The sequence below is a fragment of the Paenirhizobium cremeum genome, from assembly GCF_022884085.1.
Classification (GTDB): Bacteria; Pseudomonadota; Alphaproteobacteria; order Rhizobiales; family Rhizobiaceae; genus Allorhizobium; species Allorhizobium cremeum.
The window spans coordinates 152,396-167,865 of the sequence record NZ_JAGGCS010000012.1; the positions used below are offsets into that span (position 1 = coordinate 152,396).

The following is a 15,470-nucleotide window of genomic DNA, read 5'->3' on the forward strand; positions in this document are numbered from 1 at the left end:
ACAAGAAACATCATGGAAATGCCGCGTTGACCTCCCATATAAAGAAGAACAGGAATGTCAGGGGGAGCCGATGAAACTTTTAGCGCTTGTTCTTTCAACCGCTCTCGTCGTTTCTGCGGCGGTTCCGACACAAGCCGCTGAACCGCGTAATCCGCGCGTCAGCGACAAGAACTATATCGATTGCCAGCGCATGCCCGACCGTTGCGCAGGCAAGGATTCCCAGCGGGCAAGACGGGATTACTACCGCCAGAATACAAGACAGGGCAACAGCCCCTGTACGTTCCGGGGCGAGCAGCGAACCTGGTCCGAGGATTGCGAGTAAGACGGAGTCATCTCACCGCCGGGAAAGCGACTGAGCGCTTCCTTTGCGGTCAGGGTCCATCTAAGGCCGCCGGCTTGCTTGCGGGTCCCTTATCCTTGCCTTGTCGCGGACTGTCATCGCAAGTAACCGACAATACGGGAAATGCTTCAGTTCGATTGGGCCAAGAATGGCTGTATTCGCGCGCAGCCAACGCCGTCGTGTAATGTGCCGGATCACTTAAATTAGAGCGATCTTCGGAACCGCGTATGAACCGGCCGCATTGTATCGATGCCATTATCGTCATCGGGATATTACAATGCTTGCCTTGCTTGATCTCCTTGCCAGACTCGCAGCAGCGATCCTGCTGGTGACTGCGGGAATTGCCCTCTCTTCCGGATGGGCGCAAGAGACATCGTCGAACCGTCGGCTCGACATACGTTCCGAAGTGGTCTGGACGCAAGTTCCGGTCCGTATCGATCGGTCGGCCCAAACATATGAGCGCATCGCACCGGCGACCGACCCCTATCCGCTGAAACTCCAGGCGACGCGACGGCTCCATGTAATCGATAACAGCACATTCCGTTATGACGGATCGGATTTCCGGCTCGCGGGTGTGACGCCGGTGGAGCGAGGCAGGATCTGCGTAACCGGCGAAGGCTTGCGGCAAGCCTGTGGCCTCAAAGCATTCAAGGCCCTCGACAATGCCCTGCGCAGCCCGCATGTGGAATGTCGCGTCGTCAGGCCGGAGGCGGCCACCCGTGAGGTGGAATGCGTGGTTGACGGAAGCGACCTCCGAAACCTTCTTCCCCAGCTCGAAGCGGCCGGCTAATCACGCGCTCACCGCGGCGGCCTTCTGGAAGCGCCACCCCAGGAAAGCGGGACCACTTCGATATTCTATCTGTTTGATTTTGCGCTATTCCTAAGGCAAACCCGATTTACGTTCTTGCTGGATACTCGAACCGGCCAGCGTGCCGCTTTATGGCCGGCACCAGGGAAGCCTGGAACCATCTGCATCGCCAGCGATTTCGGCGAGGTAGGAGCGGACTTCCGGTCGCGCGGGCGGGAGACCTTTGACACTCCAGGAAAAGCGTTGGCTGCAAGCCACCTTCACGTCGGCCTTCCAGATTGGGGCAAGCGCCGAAAGACCGATGGGGGAAAGACGGCCGAGCAACAGAAGACGGGCACGCAGGACATCCGCTTCCGCGGGCGCATAAAGCTGCGACAACCGCATGAAATGTTCAAGCGAGGTCGGAACTTCGGCGATGGCCTGCCGCACCATGGCCATCCGCAGCCAGAAATTGCCATTGGTCGGAAGACATGACACAGCGTGCAGCAGATATGCATCCGTGCGGTTTGCGATTTCCACCCATTGCGGAAAGTCCCTTATCTGGTCGATCCCATCGAGCCGTCTCAGTTCAACGGTCAAACCCGACTTTACGACATCAGACAGGCACACGCCCTGCCCGCCCACGGCATCCGCGGTGTTCCCGGCGCGTGAAATACGGTCTTCGCCGACCGGAATTCCGCTTTCGACGCGACCCGCAACGCGGCCGATTTCCGTGAAGTAAAGCCGCTGGCGCAAGTTCATGAATGCGATAAGCATCACCGCCAGGGCTACACAAATCAGAAGAAGGCCTATGGCGTCGTTTATCCGGAGACGCCTATATATTCTCATTGTAATACTTAGAGTACGAGCGGTAGTAATACTCCGAGGAACCGTATTTCTGATAGAGCTTCTGCTTGCCCTGGTCGACCTTGTTGAGGATGACGCCCACGCACTTGTTGAACAGGTAGCTATCGGCTTCCACGGACTGGCGGACAAGGCGCCTGCTGACCTTGCCCCATTCCACCACCAGAAGGAATGCATCGACCATGCCTGCGAAGGCGCGTGCATCGACGACCGGCGCGAGCGGCGGCAGATCCACGATGATGTAATCGTTGCTCTCCGAAAGCCGCGAAAGAATGGCCTTCATGCCGGGAGAATTCAGAAGCTCCGATGAATGCGGCACACGCTGCTTGATGACGGCAGGCAGGAACCGCAATCCGGTTCGCGGATTCACCAGGCAAAGACGGTCGAGATCCTGACTGCCGAGGATAGCCTCGAGAATGCCGCTCTGTGCATGCTGCGCGAGAGCCCGGGTTGCGCCCGGGTTACGCAAGTCGGCATCGATCAGTGTGGTTCTCGCTCCCTGAGCCGCGAGAAGCTCGGCGAAATTGACGGCAATCGTGGACTTGCCTTCGCCCGGCAGCGTCGAAACGATGCCGATGACTTTCGTCTTCTTTGCAGCGCAGGCCAGATCGACGGCGATCTTGCTGTTGCGAAGGGTCTCCGCAAAGGAAGACAGCGGATGATCCACGACATAGTCGTAAATCGGACCGAACTTCGCCACCGCCCGCGGATCGTTGCCCGGCTCGGACAGGTAGCGGGAGTTGTCGTCGTTCGCCATCAGCGGCGCGGTACCCAGGAATTCCAGACCAAGCGTCGAGCGAATCTGATCGCCAACCCGGAAGAAGCGATCCCTGAACTCCCTGACGGCACCGATACTGGCGCCTGCAAAAAGGCCCAGAGCCAGAAAACCTGCCAGCACCACGATCTTTTTCGGATGGCTCGGTCGGGTGGCAACCGCAGCACGCGTGATGATTCGGGCATCCGTCAGCGGGAACGACTGCTGCTGTACGGCTTCCTGGTAGCGCTGCAGGAATGTCTGATAGAGATTGCGATAGGTCTCGGCTTCGCGCTCGAGTTCGCGCAACTGAACCATGGTTTCGTTCGCGCTCGCACTGACCCCCGTGGCGTCAGCCACACTCGCCGCCAGGGTCTTCTCGCGGGCCTGAGCAACTTCAACCTCGCTTCGATAACTCTGCGCGATACGATTGAGCTCATCAAACATCAGCCGCTTGTATTCCTCCATTTCCGCCCGCAGCCTGACGGCCTGGACGTGGCGAGGTCCGAGCTTGGCGGAAATCTGCGCCTCGAGCTTGGAGGCATTGAGGTATTTCGTCCGCAATTCGTTGGAAATGCTGCTGTCCAGCACATCGGTCACGATGGCGTCGGTCTGGCCCGAGGCGATGATCTCCTCAATACGCTGAAGCTTTGCCTGGGACTTGGCGACATCCGACTGTGCAACAATCAGAGCGCTGTTCAGCTCGGCGAGCTGTTGATCGGAAACCAGCTGATTGCCTGCCGTCACGAGGCCGTTGGCACTCTTGAATTTCTGGACCGCAAGGTCTGTATCAAGGGCCTGCTGGCGAAGCTCCGCGATACGCTCGAGAAGCCAGTTGCTTGCCCGCCGCGTTGCGTCGTACTTTGAGTTCAGGCTGTCTTCGAGATAGGCCTCGCCGATTGCATTGGCGACCCTGGCGGAAAGATCCGGGAAAGGCGAAACATATTCGACGGTCAGCACATAGGATCTGCCGACGCGTGTCACGGCTATATTGCTTCGGACGCCGGCTGCGGCATCGAGCTTGCGCTGTTCCAGATCGACATCCGCGCCTTTCTCATCGGAAGAGAACCACTCGGACACGTTCACGATACCGACCACCGTCCGGTACAGCGTCTTATACAAAGACTTGAACGACGCGTTGAACTGCGGGTCGTCGACCAGCTTCAGCTTGTCGACCACCGAAAGGGCAATGGTCTGTGACTTCAGAAGCTCGACCTGGCTGAGAACGGAACCCTCATCGTCCATAACGCCGCCGCCCAGGGTGAGCTGATCGGCAAACTGCTTGTTGTTGCGGTCGATCAGTACGCTGACCTGGGAGGTATAGAGCGGCACTGCCGAAAGCAGATAAACGATGCCCAAAAGAAGCCCGGCCGCCATGCAGGCTGCGACGACAATCCATTGTCGCCGCACGATGGAAAACACGGCCTCGACATCGATAACTTCCGAATCATGCTCTCGCGGAGATCCGTTGACGACTGACTCACCGTATAGTTCACGGTTCAAAAGCTGCACGATCTCGCCTCGACCAGTTGTTGGACGGAATTACTTAAAGTCCGCTCGGGCTCACGACGGTCGTCGTGGTTCCGCCCCCTCCCGAACTTGCAAAAAAGCCACCGGATGCGCCCGAGAACGATGTCCCGCCCGCCTGCGATGTCGGCGTTGCGGCTGCACCCGTGCCACCGCCGGTGCCACCTGCGCCACCGCCAGTGCCTCCCAGAGCTCCCGCGCCACCGTCGTCACCACCCGCAGCCCCCGCTCCAAGCGCCGCAGTCTCGACTTCACCGGTCGCACCGGCGAACGCCGCCTGGAAAATCGTATTCGTGACCTTTGCGGCCTCCTCCTGGATGCGCGCCGCATAGGCGAGGTCAGTCGGATCGGTACTCGCGCTCAAAACGCGGACAGCCCGCGCAAGACCGGCGGCAATGCTGCCGATCTGTTCGTTGTTGGCCGAGGACACCAGTGCCAGCAGCGGCGCGAGCGTTTCCTCACTGGAAATCGCGAGACCGCGAACCTGCAGCGACAGCGAGGCCGGCGAAATCGTGTCGACCAGCAGGGATTGCGGCGCGTTCAGGAAGGCCTGAACTTCGGCCTGAGACAAGGGACCTCCCTGCCTGACCCCAAGGGGTGCCGGCTGCGACGCCTCTTGTGCGAAGGAGACACCAGCAGTGACGGGAACTGCACAGGCACCCGCCAATGCGAAAAGTAGAAACTTGCCAGTCTTCATGTCCATCACGTCTTTGCTCCTTATTTTTGCTCGCGCTGTTCTTATATTTCAGGAACATCATCGAGCAACAGCAAAACTCTTTTTCAGTTAATCCTGCAATTTTGTCATCTTAGAGGTCTTCAATCGCGTCTCTTGTCGAAACTACGTCCGAACTTACGCCGGAAGCTGTCGAGGAGATCGAATTGACAAGGTTGAGGAACTTGATGATTTCAACCGAGTCGGAGTTCGAGATGTAGAGAACGTCCTTGTCCTGCATCGGGAACTTCTGGACGGCGAAGAGCGCCGCCGGATCACGCAGATCCGCCCTGAAGACAACCGGGATCTCGTCACCCTTGAATCTTGAAACGTCAACACCAAGATTGACGAGCAGCTTGCGAGGCGCCTGACGATAAAGCAGGACCTGTGCCGGATTCGCGCGGGAATCCAATAGGCCGCCCGCCTTGCCCAGGCCTTCGCCGAGCGTCAGGTTCTCTTCCTCGAAATCGAACCTGCCGTTCGTGCCGGTCGCACCGAAGGCCAGGAAGGTCCGGCGCTCGCGCTCGGCAATAATGGTGTCGCCGGGCGCGACGTAGATGTTTTCGGCCGGGTTCGCGAGAAGTTTGTCGAAACGTATGCGGGCGGTACGACCGCGGCGCTGCACGGTGACGTAGGTTTCCGCATTCGGCGTACTCAGACCGCCGGCCTCGGAGATCGCATCGAGAACACGCTCGCCCGCATCAGTAAGCTGAACCTTCATCGGGTCGTTGACATCACCCAAAACGGCCACCTGAGCCGACTTGCTGCTGACCTTGGTAATCACGACCTGCGGCTCGATCGCCTTGCTGGACAGCAAGTCCTCGACTTCCGCCTGAACATCCTCGACCTGACGACCGGCAGCGCGGACACGGCCGGCATAAGGTACGCTGATCGTGCCATCGCGCCCGATGGTCTGTTCGGGCAAGGTTACATAGTTACCGGGACGGCTGCCCGCATCCGCAGGAATGAAGAGGCCGCCCGCCTGGGATTCGAAGACTGCGACCTGAACGATGTCGCCCGCTCCGAGCGGAAGGCTCGGCGGACCACCTCGCGAATTGCCAAGGCTACCCAAACCCGCTTCCGTCGTCGTATCGGAAGCATAGGCAAGCAGAGCCTTATTTATATCCACCAAGGCGTAGTCGATACCGACAGACCGCTTGGACGATGCATCGGTCACCTTGACCGTTGCCTTTTCTTCCACTGCCCGGCCAGTTGGACCAGAGCTTGACGTGGCCGTACATCCTGTAAGAGCAACAACTGACGTAGACAAAAGCAGGCCGGCGGCGAAAAGCTTCAAGTTCAATCCCCTCACTCAAGAAACATGCATTTTTCGCGTCTGCAATGCGAAAACATTACCGTTGCACCGCAGCGCCGAACGGTGCGGATGCTCACAGTACCCCATTTGGGTGGGACTTTATACGCAGTGCAGCATTGAGTCCACTTAGGAACTGCAAAAAACGTAAAATGCCATCAATCGACTTAAGCCGGATTAAATTCAATTTCTGTAATGTCTCCCCAATGAAGGGCACTGAACAAGTGTAAAAGAGACGGGGAAGAACATGTTTTATAGCAAAGCGCTGTCCGTCGGACTCGCAGTGATAATTTCTGCCGGTTTTGCATCTTACTCTTACGCAGTTCCACTCGGCGGCCTGACGAAAGACTTGGGTCGAAACCGGGCAATACAGCTTATAGCTGTCAGCCGACCGACGCTGGCGCCCTACGCCCATGTCCGTTTCTGCGTGCAGAATCCTGACGATTGTCAGGCCGGAAATCGGGGAAACGATATCGTTGACCTCACCCCCGCCAAGAAACTGGAGTTGCAGCGCATCAATCGGGTGACAAACCGGTCGATACGACCGCAGAGCGACGAGGCCGGCAACGACGAATGGAAAATCGGGGGAGCGGCCGGGGACTGCGAAGATTTCGCCCTGACCAAGCGTCGCCACCTCATTGACGCCGGTTGGCCGGCCCAGGCATTGCGCCTCGTGGTTGCACGAACCTTCGACGGCGAAGGCCATGCCGTGCTTGCGGTTGCGACGTCGGATGGCGATCTCATCCTCGACAATCGGACCAACACCATCAAGGAATGGCGCAAAACCGACTTGCGTCTGCTCAAGATCCAGTCGGGTGAAAACCCGCGCCAGTGGTACGATATCGGTCGTAAGTGACCGCTTTCGGAGCCTCGTCCAATTCTGGGCAGGATCGGGCTGGAGCCCTCATGAGCGGGCCAACGAACAAGAGGACGCGGAAAACGCGGGTCATCGGCGTCCTTCCTGATATGCAGCAAAGAGGCGCTCTCTTCATTGCTTGACAAGATAATGTCTCGTTTCGACACTATGCTGCCGACGAAACGATCCGGAAGTCCAAGGTCTTTCCACGTCAAGCAAAAGGGCGAATCGAGTGAAAACAGCCTCTTCGAAGTTTGGCAGGTTCCTGCGGAGGTTTGCGGCATGCGCGATCGGGCTGTCCCTCTGGTCGACGGCTATCCCTTCCCATGCCGGCGACTTACGCTATCCGCTCGTGCTTTCTGAAATTCCTCCCACGTCCGAACGGTACGACGAACCCTTCGTCTGCAGCAAACCTGTTCCGCCGATGGTGGACATGTCGAATATCGGTACCTTCTACAAGCCCGGACCGACCCAGTCCGTCGTCGATAAGGAAGCGATGGCGGCCTATGTCAAACGCAACAAACCGATCGACGATGCCGCGGCGTCTCTAAAACTCATGATCCGGCGTGCCATAAATTCCCCTGGCGACCGTGGGCGAATCGGTCCCTGCATTATGCGCCAACTTGCGGTTTGGGCCAAAGCGCATGCGCTGCTCGGCAATCTCGACGACAACGATCCAAAGGGGCGCAGACAGGCAATCCTGATTACAGTATTCAATATGAAGACCTTCACCGATGCCTATGCGGTCGCTTTCCAGCTGGGTGCACCGACAACAGACCAGCGGAAGCTGGTAGAAGGCTGGCTCGATCAACTCGGCGACGCGATCGTCTCCGAATTTACGCCCCCTTCCCCGCCTCGCCCCAAGAAAGACCAATGGCTCGATCGAAATGCCAATACCCGGTATTGGGGAGCTTCGGCTGTCGGGCTTGCGGCAGCGCTTACGCAGGATGAACGCAAATTCGACTGGGCCATGAACGTCCTGCAGACCGGCCTTGCGGAAAGCGACACCGACGGCAGCTTTCCAATGGAACTCGCGCGCGGCGGCAGGGCTCTCAGCTACCAGAGCTTCGCCATGAAGGCGCTGACAATCCTGGTGGTGCTGGCCGATAAGAACAACCGGGCGCTCTCCGATGTGTCTGAACAACGTCTTGCGGCCACCGCGCGATTTTCGGTCGCCGCTTTCGAGCAGCCGGAACTGATCGCGAAACGGACAGGAATGGAGCAGATGAAGGAAAGGGCGATGTCGGAATGGATGCTGCCCCTCAGCCAACATTTTTCCGTTAGCGACCCTGGCTTGACGACGCAATTGCGCACCACAGCGTCTGCTTTCGACTGGAGCAAGAACAACTATATGATAGGGCTTGCGGGAGCGAAATAACGCAGCCTACCGAAAAGCCAATCGCCCGCTTTTCGGGTGGAATCGTATCTTCAATAGTTTCATGAAGGTAAGGCACGAGCAGGGTGCCGCCGACAATTGACAACCTATCGTAAACCATGGAGACTGATGCTGCTTCTGGAGGAAAGCCGGGGGTGCTTTGCACCCTAGCGAAAACGAACCCCTTTTTTTGGCGAAATGGGAGTGTCGATGGAAAAGACAGAAGTCAAGTCACGCCTCATTGCTTCGGCGTCTTATGACGACCGGTCTCACCTGCTTTATATTCAACTTCGCACCGGCGAAACAAAGTCTCTGGTCGCTCCGCGTTCCATGTACGAGAATCTGATCAACGCCGACTCACCCGGCTGGTATTACACGCGCCACATCAGCCCCCTCGCAAAAGGCTAGGTTCCGCAACGGGCGGATTTGCAGCGCCGGACGCACTCCGCTTTCGTCGCATCCCGCGACGCGAGGACGCGGAATGCGGAACTGTGCTCTGGGATTTGCCGAGAGATATGGTCACAAGCGGCGCGAGCATCAGAGAAAACGCCAGGGCAAAGCCCGGAATCTGCAGCGAAAAATCCACCGCAGAATGCAGGGCGACGAGCAGTAGCGTCGCCAGTCCAAGACATCCCGCAAACCTGTATTCGCGACGCTCGCGGATTCCTCGAACGAATATATAAACCAGACTTGCAACGACAATGACCAAAGCGATCGGAAACATGATTCCGAGGCCAAGCGTGCCTTCAAGATAGACATTGTGTGCCTTGTCCCAAACACCGAACACACCGCATGAAGGATTGCGATAGGCGGGAAATATCTCCTGGAAGGAGGCAAGACCGCCCCCCCATGGGAAATGATCCCTCACGCTCGCGGCGATCCCTGGCAGAGCGCAGAATCGCGGATCCTCCGCGCCGCGAACATCGGCGCGCAACACAACATTTCCGCCGATCACCCCAAGAATGGCCAGAAACACCAAAGGCAGGCCAGCAAAGAGCCACAGACGCCTCAGCAACCGTCCTTCCGGTCGACGGGTAAATCCTGCTGTACCCATGCGGCTGTAGCGGGTCGCCCCCAACAGAATACCCAGCAAGGATAGGCTGACAAAGGTCGCGCCAACGCCCGCACGCGACTTGGTCATGACCAATGCGAGGAGGGTCATCACAAACAGCAGGGCATAGATCAGGTTCGACCATCCTGATACGCTGCCTTTGTGCCACTGTTGCCCGGGTTGAAGAAGGGCAGCGAAGAGACGCCGGAATTGCACGTCCTTGGTCGAGCGCCACAACAGAGCAAACAACAGAAGGGAGACGATCCCGAAGAACGTGGCGGCGGTATTACGATTGACGAAGAAGCCGGTAAGGCTGTCCAGATAAGCGGCCTTTTCGACAAAGAGCAGTGTCTTCGGCCAGAAGACGAACTGGATGATCGAAAAGATTGCGACGACACCTCCAACGATGCCATAGAGCCTCAATGCACGTTCGGCGAGCCGATCCGTTCCAAAGAGGAGCAGCGACAGCATGAAGGCCCCGAACGGCAGAGCAATTTTGAGATAGGCGCCGAGATCGTCGCCAGGCGTCACCGAGATACTTCCTGATATCTCCGGGTTCAACTTGCGGACTTCGAGCCAGGCGGGATGGATCGGCCAACCTTCCGGCAATGGCGCGATCTGAAACAACACCCACGCTAGAATTGCCAGGAGCACGAGAAGGCAGATCGACAACGGCAAACGGGCATTTTCGGAAATACCGGCCGAGATCGCCGTCAAGAGAAGAAGGATATAAACGAGCCCCGTCCCCATGGCGACGGTAATCGGATCGTTGGCGCCATAGTTCAAGAGGCAGACAGCGATGCTGAACCAGAAAACGCCTGTCAGGAAAAACGTGAACCGCGATCTCGATACCGTTTTCCTATCCGGTTCCGCAGCAAGACGTCTTTCACTTGTTCGCATTCACTCGCCCCGAATATATCCGCCGCATTCCATTATTCAGCCGGTTCTGCCAAACAAAAACCCGACATCTTCTCCCATCTCGAAGCGGTGCATTGTGACCGCCTTTCGCATGGCACCCCTGAGGAAACTCCGCACCGTTTCCATGCCGCGCCTGCCTCTTTTTCGCACAGCCCCCGATCAACTGCGACGCAGCAAATATAGTCCGGACACAACCTGCGCCAACGTCCTTTTTTGGGATTGCAACACTATTATCGTGAGCATTCACGCAACGGCCAATTCGGCATCACATCCAATAAAAATCAGTAAAATCAATAAATTACCTTATCGACATCCTGATTTCGGCACTCACATGAAAGATGATATTGCAACGCAACATATTGACAAGCCCCAATCCATGAGAAACAAAAGTTAGTATAAAATTCGGAAAGCCTGACGGTAAACGGTCGCTTCACGCGCCGTGAGAGTAACTCGCTTTGTAAAGAGTGGACGATGAGGGTTACCATCGACATGCCGCAACCGCAAAACGCCGCGGGGCCCAAGCCGTTCAGCGCGAAAGGCTGGTCGGCTGCGGTTTTCCGCGACGCGGTGGGTTTCCCGATGAATGATCGCACCGATTTCAATAACCCCAAAAAGGCCGATCTTTTGCGATTGATTCGAGCAACAGTTTCGGAGGGCTTATCGCGTATCTCCATCCAGAGCGTCGCTCGCCTATCTGTGCACCCCGGTCGTCATCCTGTCATGCGGGTTTTTGCACGCCGGCTCCTTGCAGGATGCCAAGTGTGTCCTTCCGGGATTTCAACATCAACCAATCATGGGTTACGAGCATGAAGAACACCATTCTTGCGGTCGCATCCAGCGGAGGTCACTGGCAGCAATTGCTGCTCGTATCGGAAGCCTTCGAAGACATGTCGCCGGTCTTCGTGACCACAAAGGCAGAACTGCTCAAGCAGGCGGGAAAAATTGACGGTCATGTGGTTGCCGATTGCAACCGCAATCGTCCACTCCTTACCCTCACCTGTATCAGCCAATGCGCGCGCATCGTCTTTTCCCGTCGTCCCAAGGTAATCATTTCCACCGGCGCGGCCCCGGGAATCATCTGCATTGCCTTCGGCAAGCTCATCGGTGCCAAGACGATTTGGATCGACAGTTTCGCGAATGTTGAAAAGCTATCCATGTCCGGGAAAATAGCCCGCTATCTTTCCGACAAATGGCTGACGCAATGGGAGCATCTGAGCGATACGACAGGTCCGAGCTATCATGGAGCGCTGCTATGATCGTCGTCACCGTCGGCACCCAACTTCCCTTCGACCGGCTGATCCGCATGATCGATGAGCTCGCGCCTTCACTCGAGCACGATGTCTTCGCCCAGACCGGAGTCGGCACCTATGTTCCGAAAAACATGGAGTGGAGTTCGACGGTCGAGGCGTCGGATTTCGACAGCAGGCTGAAGGCTTGCTCGGTCATCGTTTCCCATGCCGGGATCGGCACGGTGCTGAAAGCCTACAAATATGCCAAGCCGATCGTGCTGATGCCGCGGCTATCGTCCCTGGGCGAACATCGCAACGATCATCAACTTGCGACCGTTTCCCAGCTTCGCCGGCGCGAGGGCATCTACGTGGCCGAAAACAAGCAGGAACTCGAAAGCCTCCTCAACCGGAAGCTCGATCCGGCCAAGCCATCCGATGACGTTGCCGCAAGCGCGGAGAGACTGCGCGGTTACGTGCGCAACTCGATTCTCGAGATGCTCGCCTGACCCTTCCTACACAGAGCATACGGCATGATGACGCCAAGATCTCGAGGCTGACGCGACCGGACCGATCCTCGCGAAAAGCCGAGGTCGGTCTGTTTCCGGTTCGATTCATTGCGCATTTACCGGATGGCCTTTCCACACGACGGCCGATGCACGCATCTTCCTGCGCCGTGCCGGGTTGCCGAAGCCTGCATCCTCTGTCAGAGCTTTCCTTTCGCGTCTTCGACCTTACGACGGCGGAATCGGCTCGCTTCGTTTCCATGTCCGCGGAATTGCCATCTCCGCGGTGCAGGAGGTTCCACTGCGATATGCCGGATTTAACGGGACGCGTCGCAGGGTTCGGTCAAACAGGGATTTCTGAGTGAATGCTTAGTATCTGGAGATCACTCTTCGGAACTCCGCCGAAGGAGGAAGCGCCAGCCATCCGCCGTCGGCGCATCGACCTCGGCGAGGCCCTACCGCCCTACACGCTTTATGCGATAGGGGACGTGCATGGCTGCCTCGACGAACTTCTTTCCGCGGAAGAGCGCATTCGCGAGGACATACTCGCAAGTGAAACGCCGGGTCTCGTCATCTATCTCGGCGATTACGTCGACCGGGGGCCACAATCCGCCGGCGTTCTCAATCATCTGAGCGGCCCCAATCAAGACAAGCGGATGCGCAGGCTGCCGCTGTGCGGCAATCACGATTCGATCTTCGCCGCCTTCGCCAGGGATCCGATGAACCATCTGGACTGGCTAGACTTCGGCGGCCGCCAGACAATGCTTTCCTACGGCATCGATATCGACGAGTTGCTGACGCGGGGCCGGGGCCGGCCGGAAGAGGTGGCCCGTGTCCTCTCGCAGGCTATTCCCGCACGGCATTTGTCCCTGATCGAGATTTTGCCCATCAGCCTGCGTGTCGGCCCTTATCTCTTCGTACATGCAGGGGTTCGCCCGGGCGTTCCCCTGCAAGAGCAGACCGACGAGGACATGCTCTGGATCCGCGAGCCTTTCCTCGCCACCGGACCGCAGTTGCCGCTCACCGTCATCCACGGTCACTCTCCCGTTTCGGAACCGGATTTCGGACCTTCGCGCATTGGCATCGACACAGGGGCGTATCTTTCTGGTAAGCTTTCGGTGCTTAAGATTGCGGAGGGCGTGCCCTCCCTGCTCCATCCGTCATGAAACAAGGCTCACGGCATGCGCCTTGGGCAAGGTCATGCATCGCCCGACCGGAGTTTGGCCGGCAGACAATCGAGCGGTTCCCAGAATGACGCCTGAACCATTGGCGCATAGCCCGAGCAAACCACGGAAACCGGCCTGGACACCGTTCCTGGTTTTCTTCCTTGTCTTCACGATTCCAGTTACGGCAACCGTCCTGCTCGCCAATGGCGGACGCAACCTCATGAGGATCGCCGCCATGCTGAACATCGATCTTGCCCCAAGGCAGGAGACGACCGTTGTGAAAACAGGCCGGGCGAAGAGCTCTTCCGCCCGACCGGCCATCCTCGCCCGCTCGTTTGCGGCCTCTGATGCGGTGCGCATTTTACCGATGGCACCTGACCGCACTCCCGAAGAAACCTGCCTCGGCCTGAAATCGATCAGCCCCTCTGCCGATCCCGTCTTTACACCGGCGAGCGGGGGTGCCTGGGAATGCACGGCAACCACCGCCTTTGCGGACACGTCGAACTCGATCTTCCTGCAGATCAGGGGGGCGGGGCGGCGGGTCAGCTTCATAAGGATCAAGTACAACCTCTTGGACCCTTCCCATCTCGGTGAAATGTTCAATCAATCCATGCAGCTCGTCCGGCATGTCCGGCCGGAGGTCGATACCGCCGATCTGGCGGAGATCGAGAATGTCATGGGAGCCGGGCGGGAAAAATACATCATGTACGGATTGGACAGGGTCATCCTGAAGCAGGAAATGATGGATAGCCGACGTTACAACCTGCTGATCACCACGGCCGGATAGCTTCCCCTTACCTTCCTCGCTGCGCCGTCGATCCCTATGGAACGGCCATTCGATCTCGGCGGCGTCCCCTCCACACATCGATTAGCTGACCGTTTTGCTCGGCTGCCGGGTCGAATCGGTAAACGCTCTTTCTGGTGGACGGTAGGACGAAGACGTCGCTGCGGGCTTGCAGGCTGGCTGAAATCGCTGGTCTGTTGCCACGAGGCGGCTGCCGCTACTCTTCGGGGAAGGAATTCCTATTGCCCATAGGCATTCCTTTCCCTGGAGGAACCGGCTCGACACGAGGTTGGCGCCTGCCAGCGCGGCCATCGAAGCCTCCAGAAAGTCACAAAGCAGCACCTCTTCATTTCTCGTGTCACAAGCGGATCGGAACGATCGAGCCGTGAAGATAGCAAGCATTTGCCGTTGACCGCGCAGCATTCAAATAATCCATTTTTGAAGTAAGCTCGGGCTCATGAAAACGCCCGGCGGATGGCTAAGCCGTTTCAAGAACGAAAGGATTGGGTACTTCAGAGGAGATACGGGAGGAAGTCCCCGTTTTCGAGGAATGAGAAAGCGATACTGAGCCTCCTCCCTGATCGGGCATCCGCGCACGCGGGACCTTTCCGACCGCTCCTGCGTTCAACAATGGTTCAAGCCGGAGATTGGGCGATGTCAAAAAGAAGGAACAAGCAAGGGATCTTCGAGAGTTTTGCCGGCGTCATCGCCGAATGGACCGGCAAGCCGATCGTGTTTACCACCGCCGCGGCTCTTATCGTCGTGTGGGCAATCAGCGGGCCAATCTTCGACTATTCGGAAACCTGGCAGCTCATCGTCAACACCGCGACCACCATCATAACCTTCCTGATGGTCTTCGTTCTTCAAAATTCGCAGAACCGAGATGGACGAGCATTGCAAGCCAAACTCGACGAACTCATCCTGAGCAGCCATGCGAAGAATTCCTTTGTCGGAATAGAGAATCTCGACGACAAGGAACTCAGAAGACTGATCGGGCGGCTGGAAGAACAGGCCGATACCCTGAAGGAGAAAGCAGACGGGAAGCTCGGCGACGCGGACGATGCTCTACCGGAGTGAATAAGAGAACGCCATGCATCGGTCTCCGATGACATGCGCGTAAAAGCGAAGCATTTGTCGTTTGGGGAGACCGCCGAAGCCATCGAAGGCCCGGATGTAGATGATCCCCGTCGTTCAGAGTGTGTATGGCGTTCAGGAACGCAAAAGGCCCCGCGGTGGGGGCTCTTGGGATCACAGGGATTATTGGTTGCGGGGGCAGGATTTGAACCTGCGGC

The 15,470-nt window shown here is 57.7% G+C and carries 15 protein-coding genes; 10 read left to right on the top strand and 5 right to left on the bottom strand.

Features of this window, described 5'->3' with window-relative positions; translation table 11 throughout:
- Nucleotides 1–617: 617 nt before the first annotated feature.
- The gene (locus J5N58_RS20025) at nucleotides 618–1,130 is read left to right on the top strand and encodes a thermonuclease family protein (protein ID WP_244712518.1); all 513 of its coding nucleotides are present in this window, start codon (nucleotides 618–620) and stop codon (nucleotides 1,128–1,130) included.
- Between the two features lie 147 nt (nucleotides 1,131–1,277).
- On the opposite strand, the gene J5N58_RS20030 is transcribed toward J5N58_RS20025, so the two are convergent.
- From J5N58_RS20030 to J5N58_RS20045, 4 genes are all read right to left on the bottom strand, one after another.
- Nucleotides 1,278–1,904, bottom strand: coding sequence for a hypothetical protein (locus tag J5N58_RS20030; RefSeq protein WP_112830000.1), 627 nt, complete (start codon nucleotides 1,902–1,904; stop codon nucleotides 1,278–1,280).
- Nucleotides 1,905–1,962: 58 nt separating this feature from the next.
- A complete protein-coding gene (locus J5N58_RS20035) occupies nucleotides 1,963–4,248 on the bottom strand; it encodes a polysaccharide biosynthesis tyrosine autokinase (protein WP_112830024.1) in 2,286 nt (761 codons plus the stop codon).
- 43 nt (nucleotides 4,249–4,291) lie between these two features.
- Nucleotides 4,292–4,975 carry a hypothetical protein gene (locus tag J5N58_RS20040; RefSeq protein WP_162708285.1) on the bottom strand — a complete coding sequence of 228 codons (684 nt, stop codon included), beginning with the start codon at nucleotides 4,973–4,975 and terminating at the stop codon, nucleotides 4,292–4,294.
- 103 nt (nucleotides 4,976–5,078) lie between these two features.
- Nucleotides 5,079–6,161 carry a polysaccharide biosynthesis/export family protein gene (locus J5N58_RS20045; RefSeq protein WP_244712521.1) on the bottom strand — a complete coding sequence of 361 codons (1,083 nt, stop codon included), beginning with the start codon at nucleotides 6,159–6,161 and terminating at the stop codon, nucleotides 5,079–5,081.
- A 382-nt stretch (nucleotides 6,162–6,543) separates the two neighbouring features.
- Between J5N58_RS20045 and J5N58_RS20050 the strand changes: the two genes are divergently transcribed.
- From J5N58_RS20050 to J5N58_RS20060, 3 genes are all read left to right on the top strand, one after another.
- Nucleotides 6,544–7,152, top strand: coding sequence for a transglutaminase-like cysteine peptidase (locus J5N58_RS20050; RefSeq protein ID WP_112830003.1), 609 nt, complete (start codon nucleotides 6,544–6,546; stop codon nucleotides 7,150–7,152).
- A 496-nt stretch (nucleotides 7,153–7,648) separates the two neighbouring features.
- Nucleotides 7,649–8,530, top strand: coding sequence for an alginate lyase family protein (locus tag J5N58_RS20055; RefSeq protein ID WP_244712523.1), 882 nt, complete (start codon nucleotides 7,649–7,651; stop codon nucleotides 8,528–8,530).
- A 207-nt stretch (nucleotides 8,531–8,737) separates the two neighbouring features.
- Nucleotides 8,738–8,935 carry a KTSC domain-containing protein gene (locus tag J5N58_RS20060; RefSeq protein ID WP_162708287.1) on the top strand — a complete coding sequence of 66 codons (198 nt, stop codon included), beginning with the start codon at nucleotides 8,738–8,740 and terminating at the stop codon, nucleotides 8,933–8,935.
- On the opposite strand, the gene J5N58_RS20065 is transcribed toward J5N58_RS20060, so the two are convergent.
- Nucleotides 8,913–10,364, bottom strand: coding sequence for an O-antigen ligase family protein (locus J5N58_RS20065; protein WP_244712525.1), 1,452 nt, complete (start codon nucleotides 10,362–10,364; stop codon nucleotides 8,913–8,915). The two genes, J5N58_RS20060 and J5N58_RS20065, sit on opposite strands and share 23 nt — an antisense overlap.
- Nucleotides 10,365–10,377: 13 nt before the next feature.
- Here J5N58_RS20065 and J5N58_RS20070 point away from each other — a divergent pair, with 13 nt between their 5' ends.
- From J5N58_RS20070 to J5N58_RS20095, 6 genes are all read left to right on the top strand, one after another.
- Nucleotides 10,378–10,890 carry a hypothetical protein gene (locus tag J5N58_RS20070; protein WP_244712535.1) on the top strand — a complete coding sequence of 171 codons (513 nt, stop codon included), beginning with the start codon at nucleotides 10,378–10,380 and terminating at the stop codon, nucleotides 10,888–10,890.
- Between the two features lie 367 nt (nucleotides 10,891–11,257).
- Nucleotides 11,258–11,752 (top strand): glycosyltransferase family protein, encoded by a 495-nt coding sequence (locus J5N58_RS20075; RefSeq protein ID WP_244712537.1) that lies wholly within the window; start codon nucleotides 11,258–11,260, stop codon nucleotides 11,750–11,752.
- On the top strand, nucleotides 11,749–12,231 hold the full coding sequence (locus J5N58_RS20080) for a glycosyltransferase (protein WP_112830007.1): 483 nt from the start codon (nucleotides 11,749–11,751) through the stop codon (nucleotides 12,229–12,231). The genes J5N58_RS20075 and J5N58_RS20080 overlap by 4 nt, the downstream gene beginning before the upstream one ends.
- Before the next feature lie 362 nt (nucleotides 12,232–12,593).
- The gene (locus J5N58_RS20085) at nucleotides 12,594–13,394 is read left to right on the top strand and encodes a metallophosphoesterase family protein (RefSeq protein ID WP_112830008.1); all 801 of its coding nucleotides are present in this window, start codon (nucleotides 12,594–12,596) and stop codon (nucleotides 13,392–13,394) included.
- Between the two features lie 85 nt (nucleotides 13,395–13,479).
- A complete protein-coding gene (locus J5N58_RS20090; protein ID WP_113467472.1) occupies nucleotides 13,480–14,181 on the top strand; it encodes a DUF6030 family protein in 702 nt (233 codons plus the stop codon).
- A gap of 651 nt (nucleotides 14,182–14,832) precedes the next feature.
- Entirely contained in the window at nucleotides 14,833–15,255 is a 423-nt protein-coding gene (locus J5N58_RS20095) for a low affinity iron permease family protein (RefSeq protein WP_244712539.1), read from the top strand.
- Nucleotides 15,256–15,470: the final 215 nt, after the last annotated feature.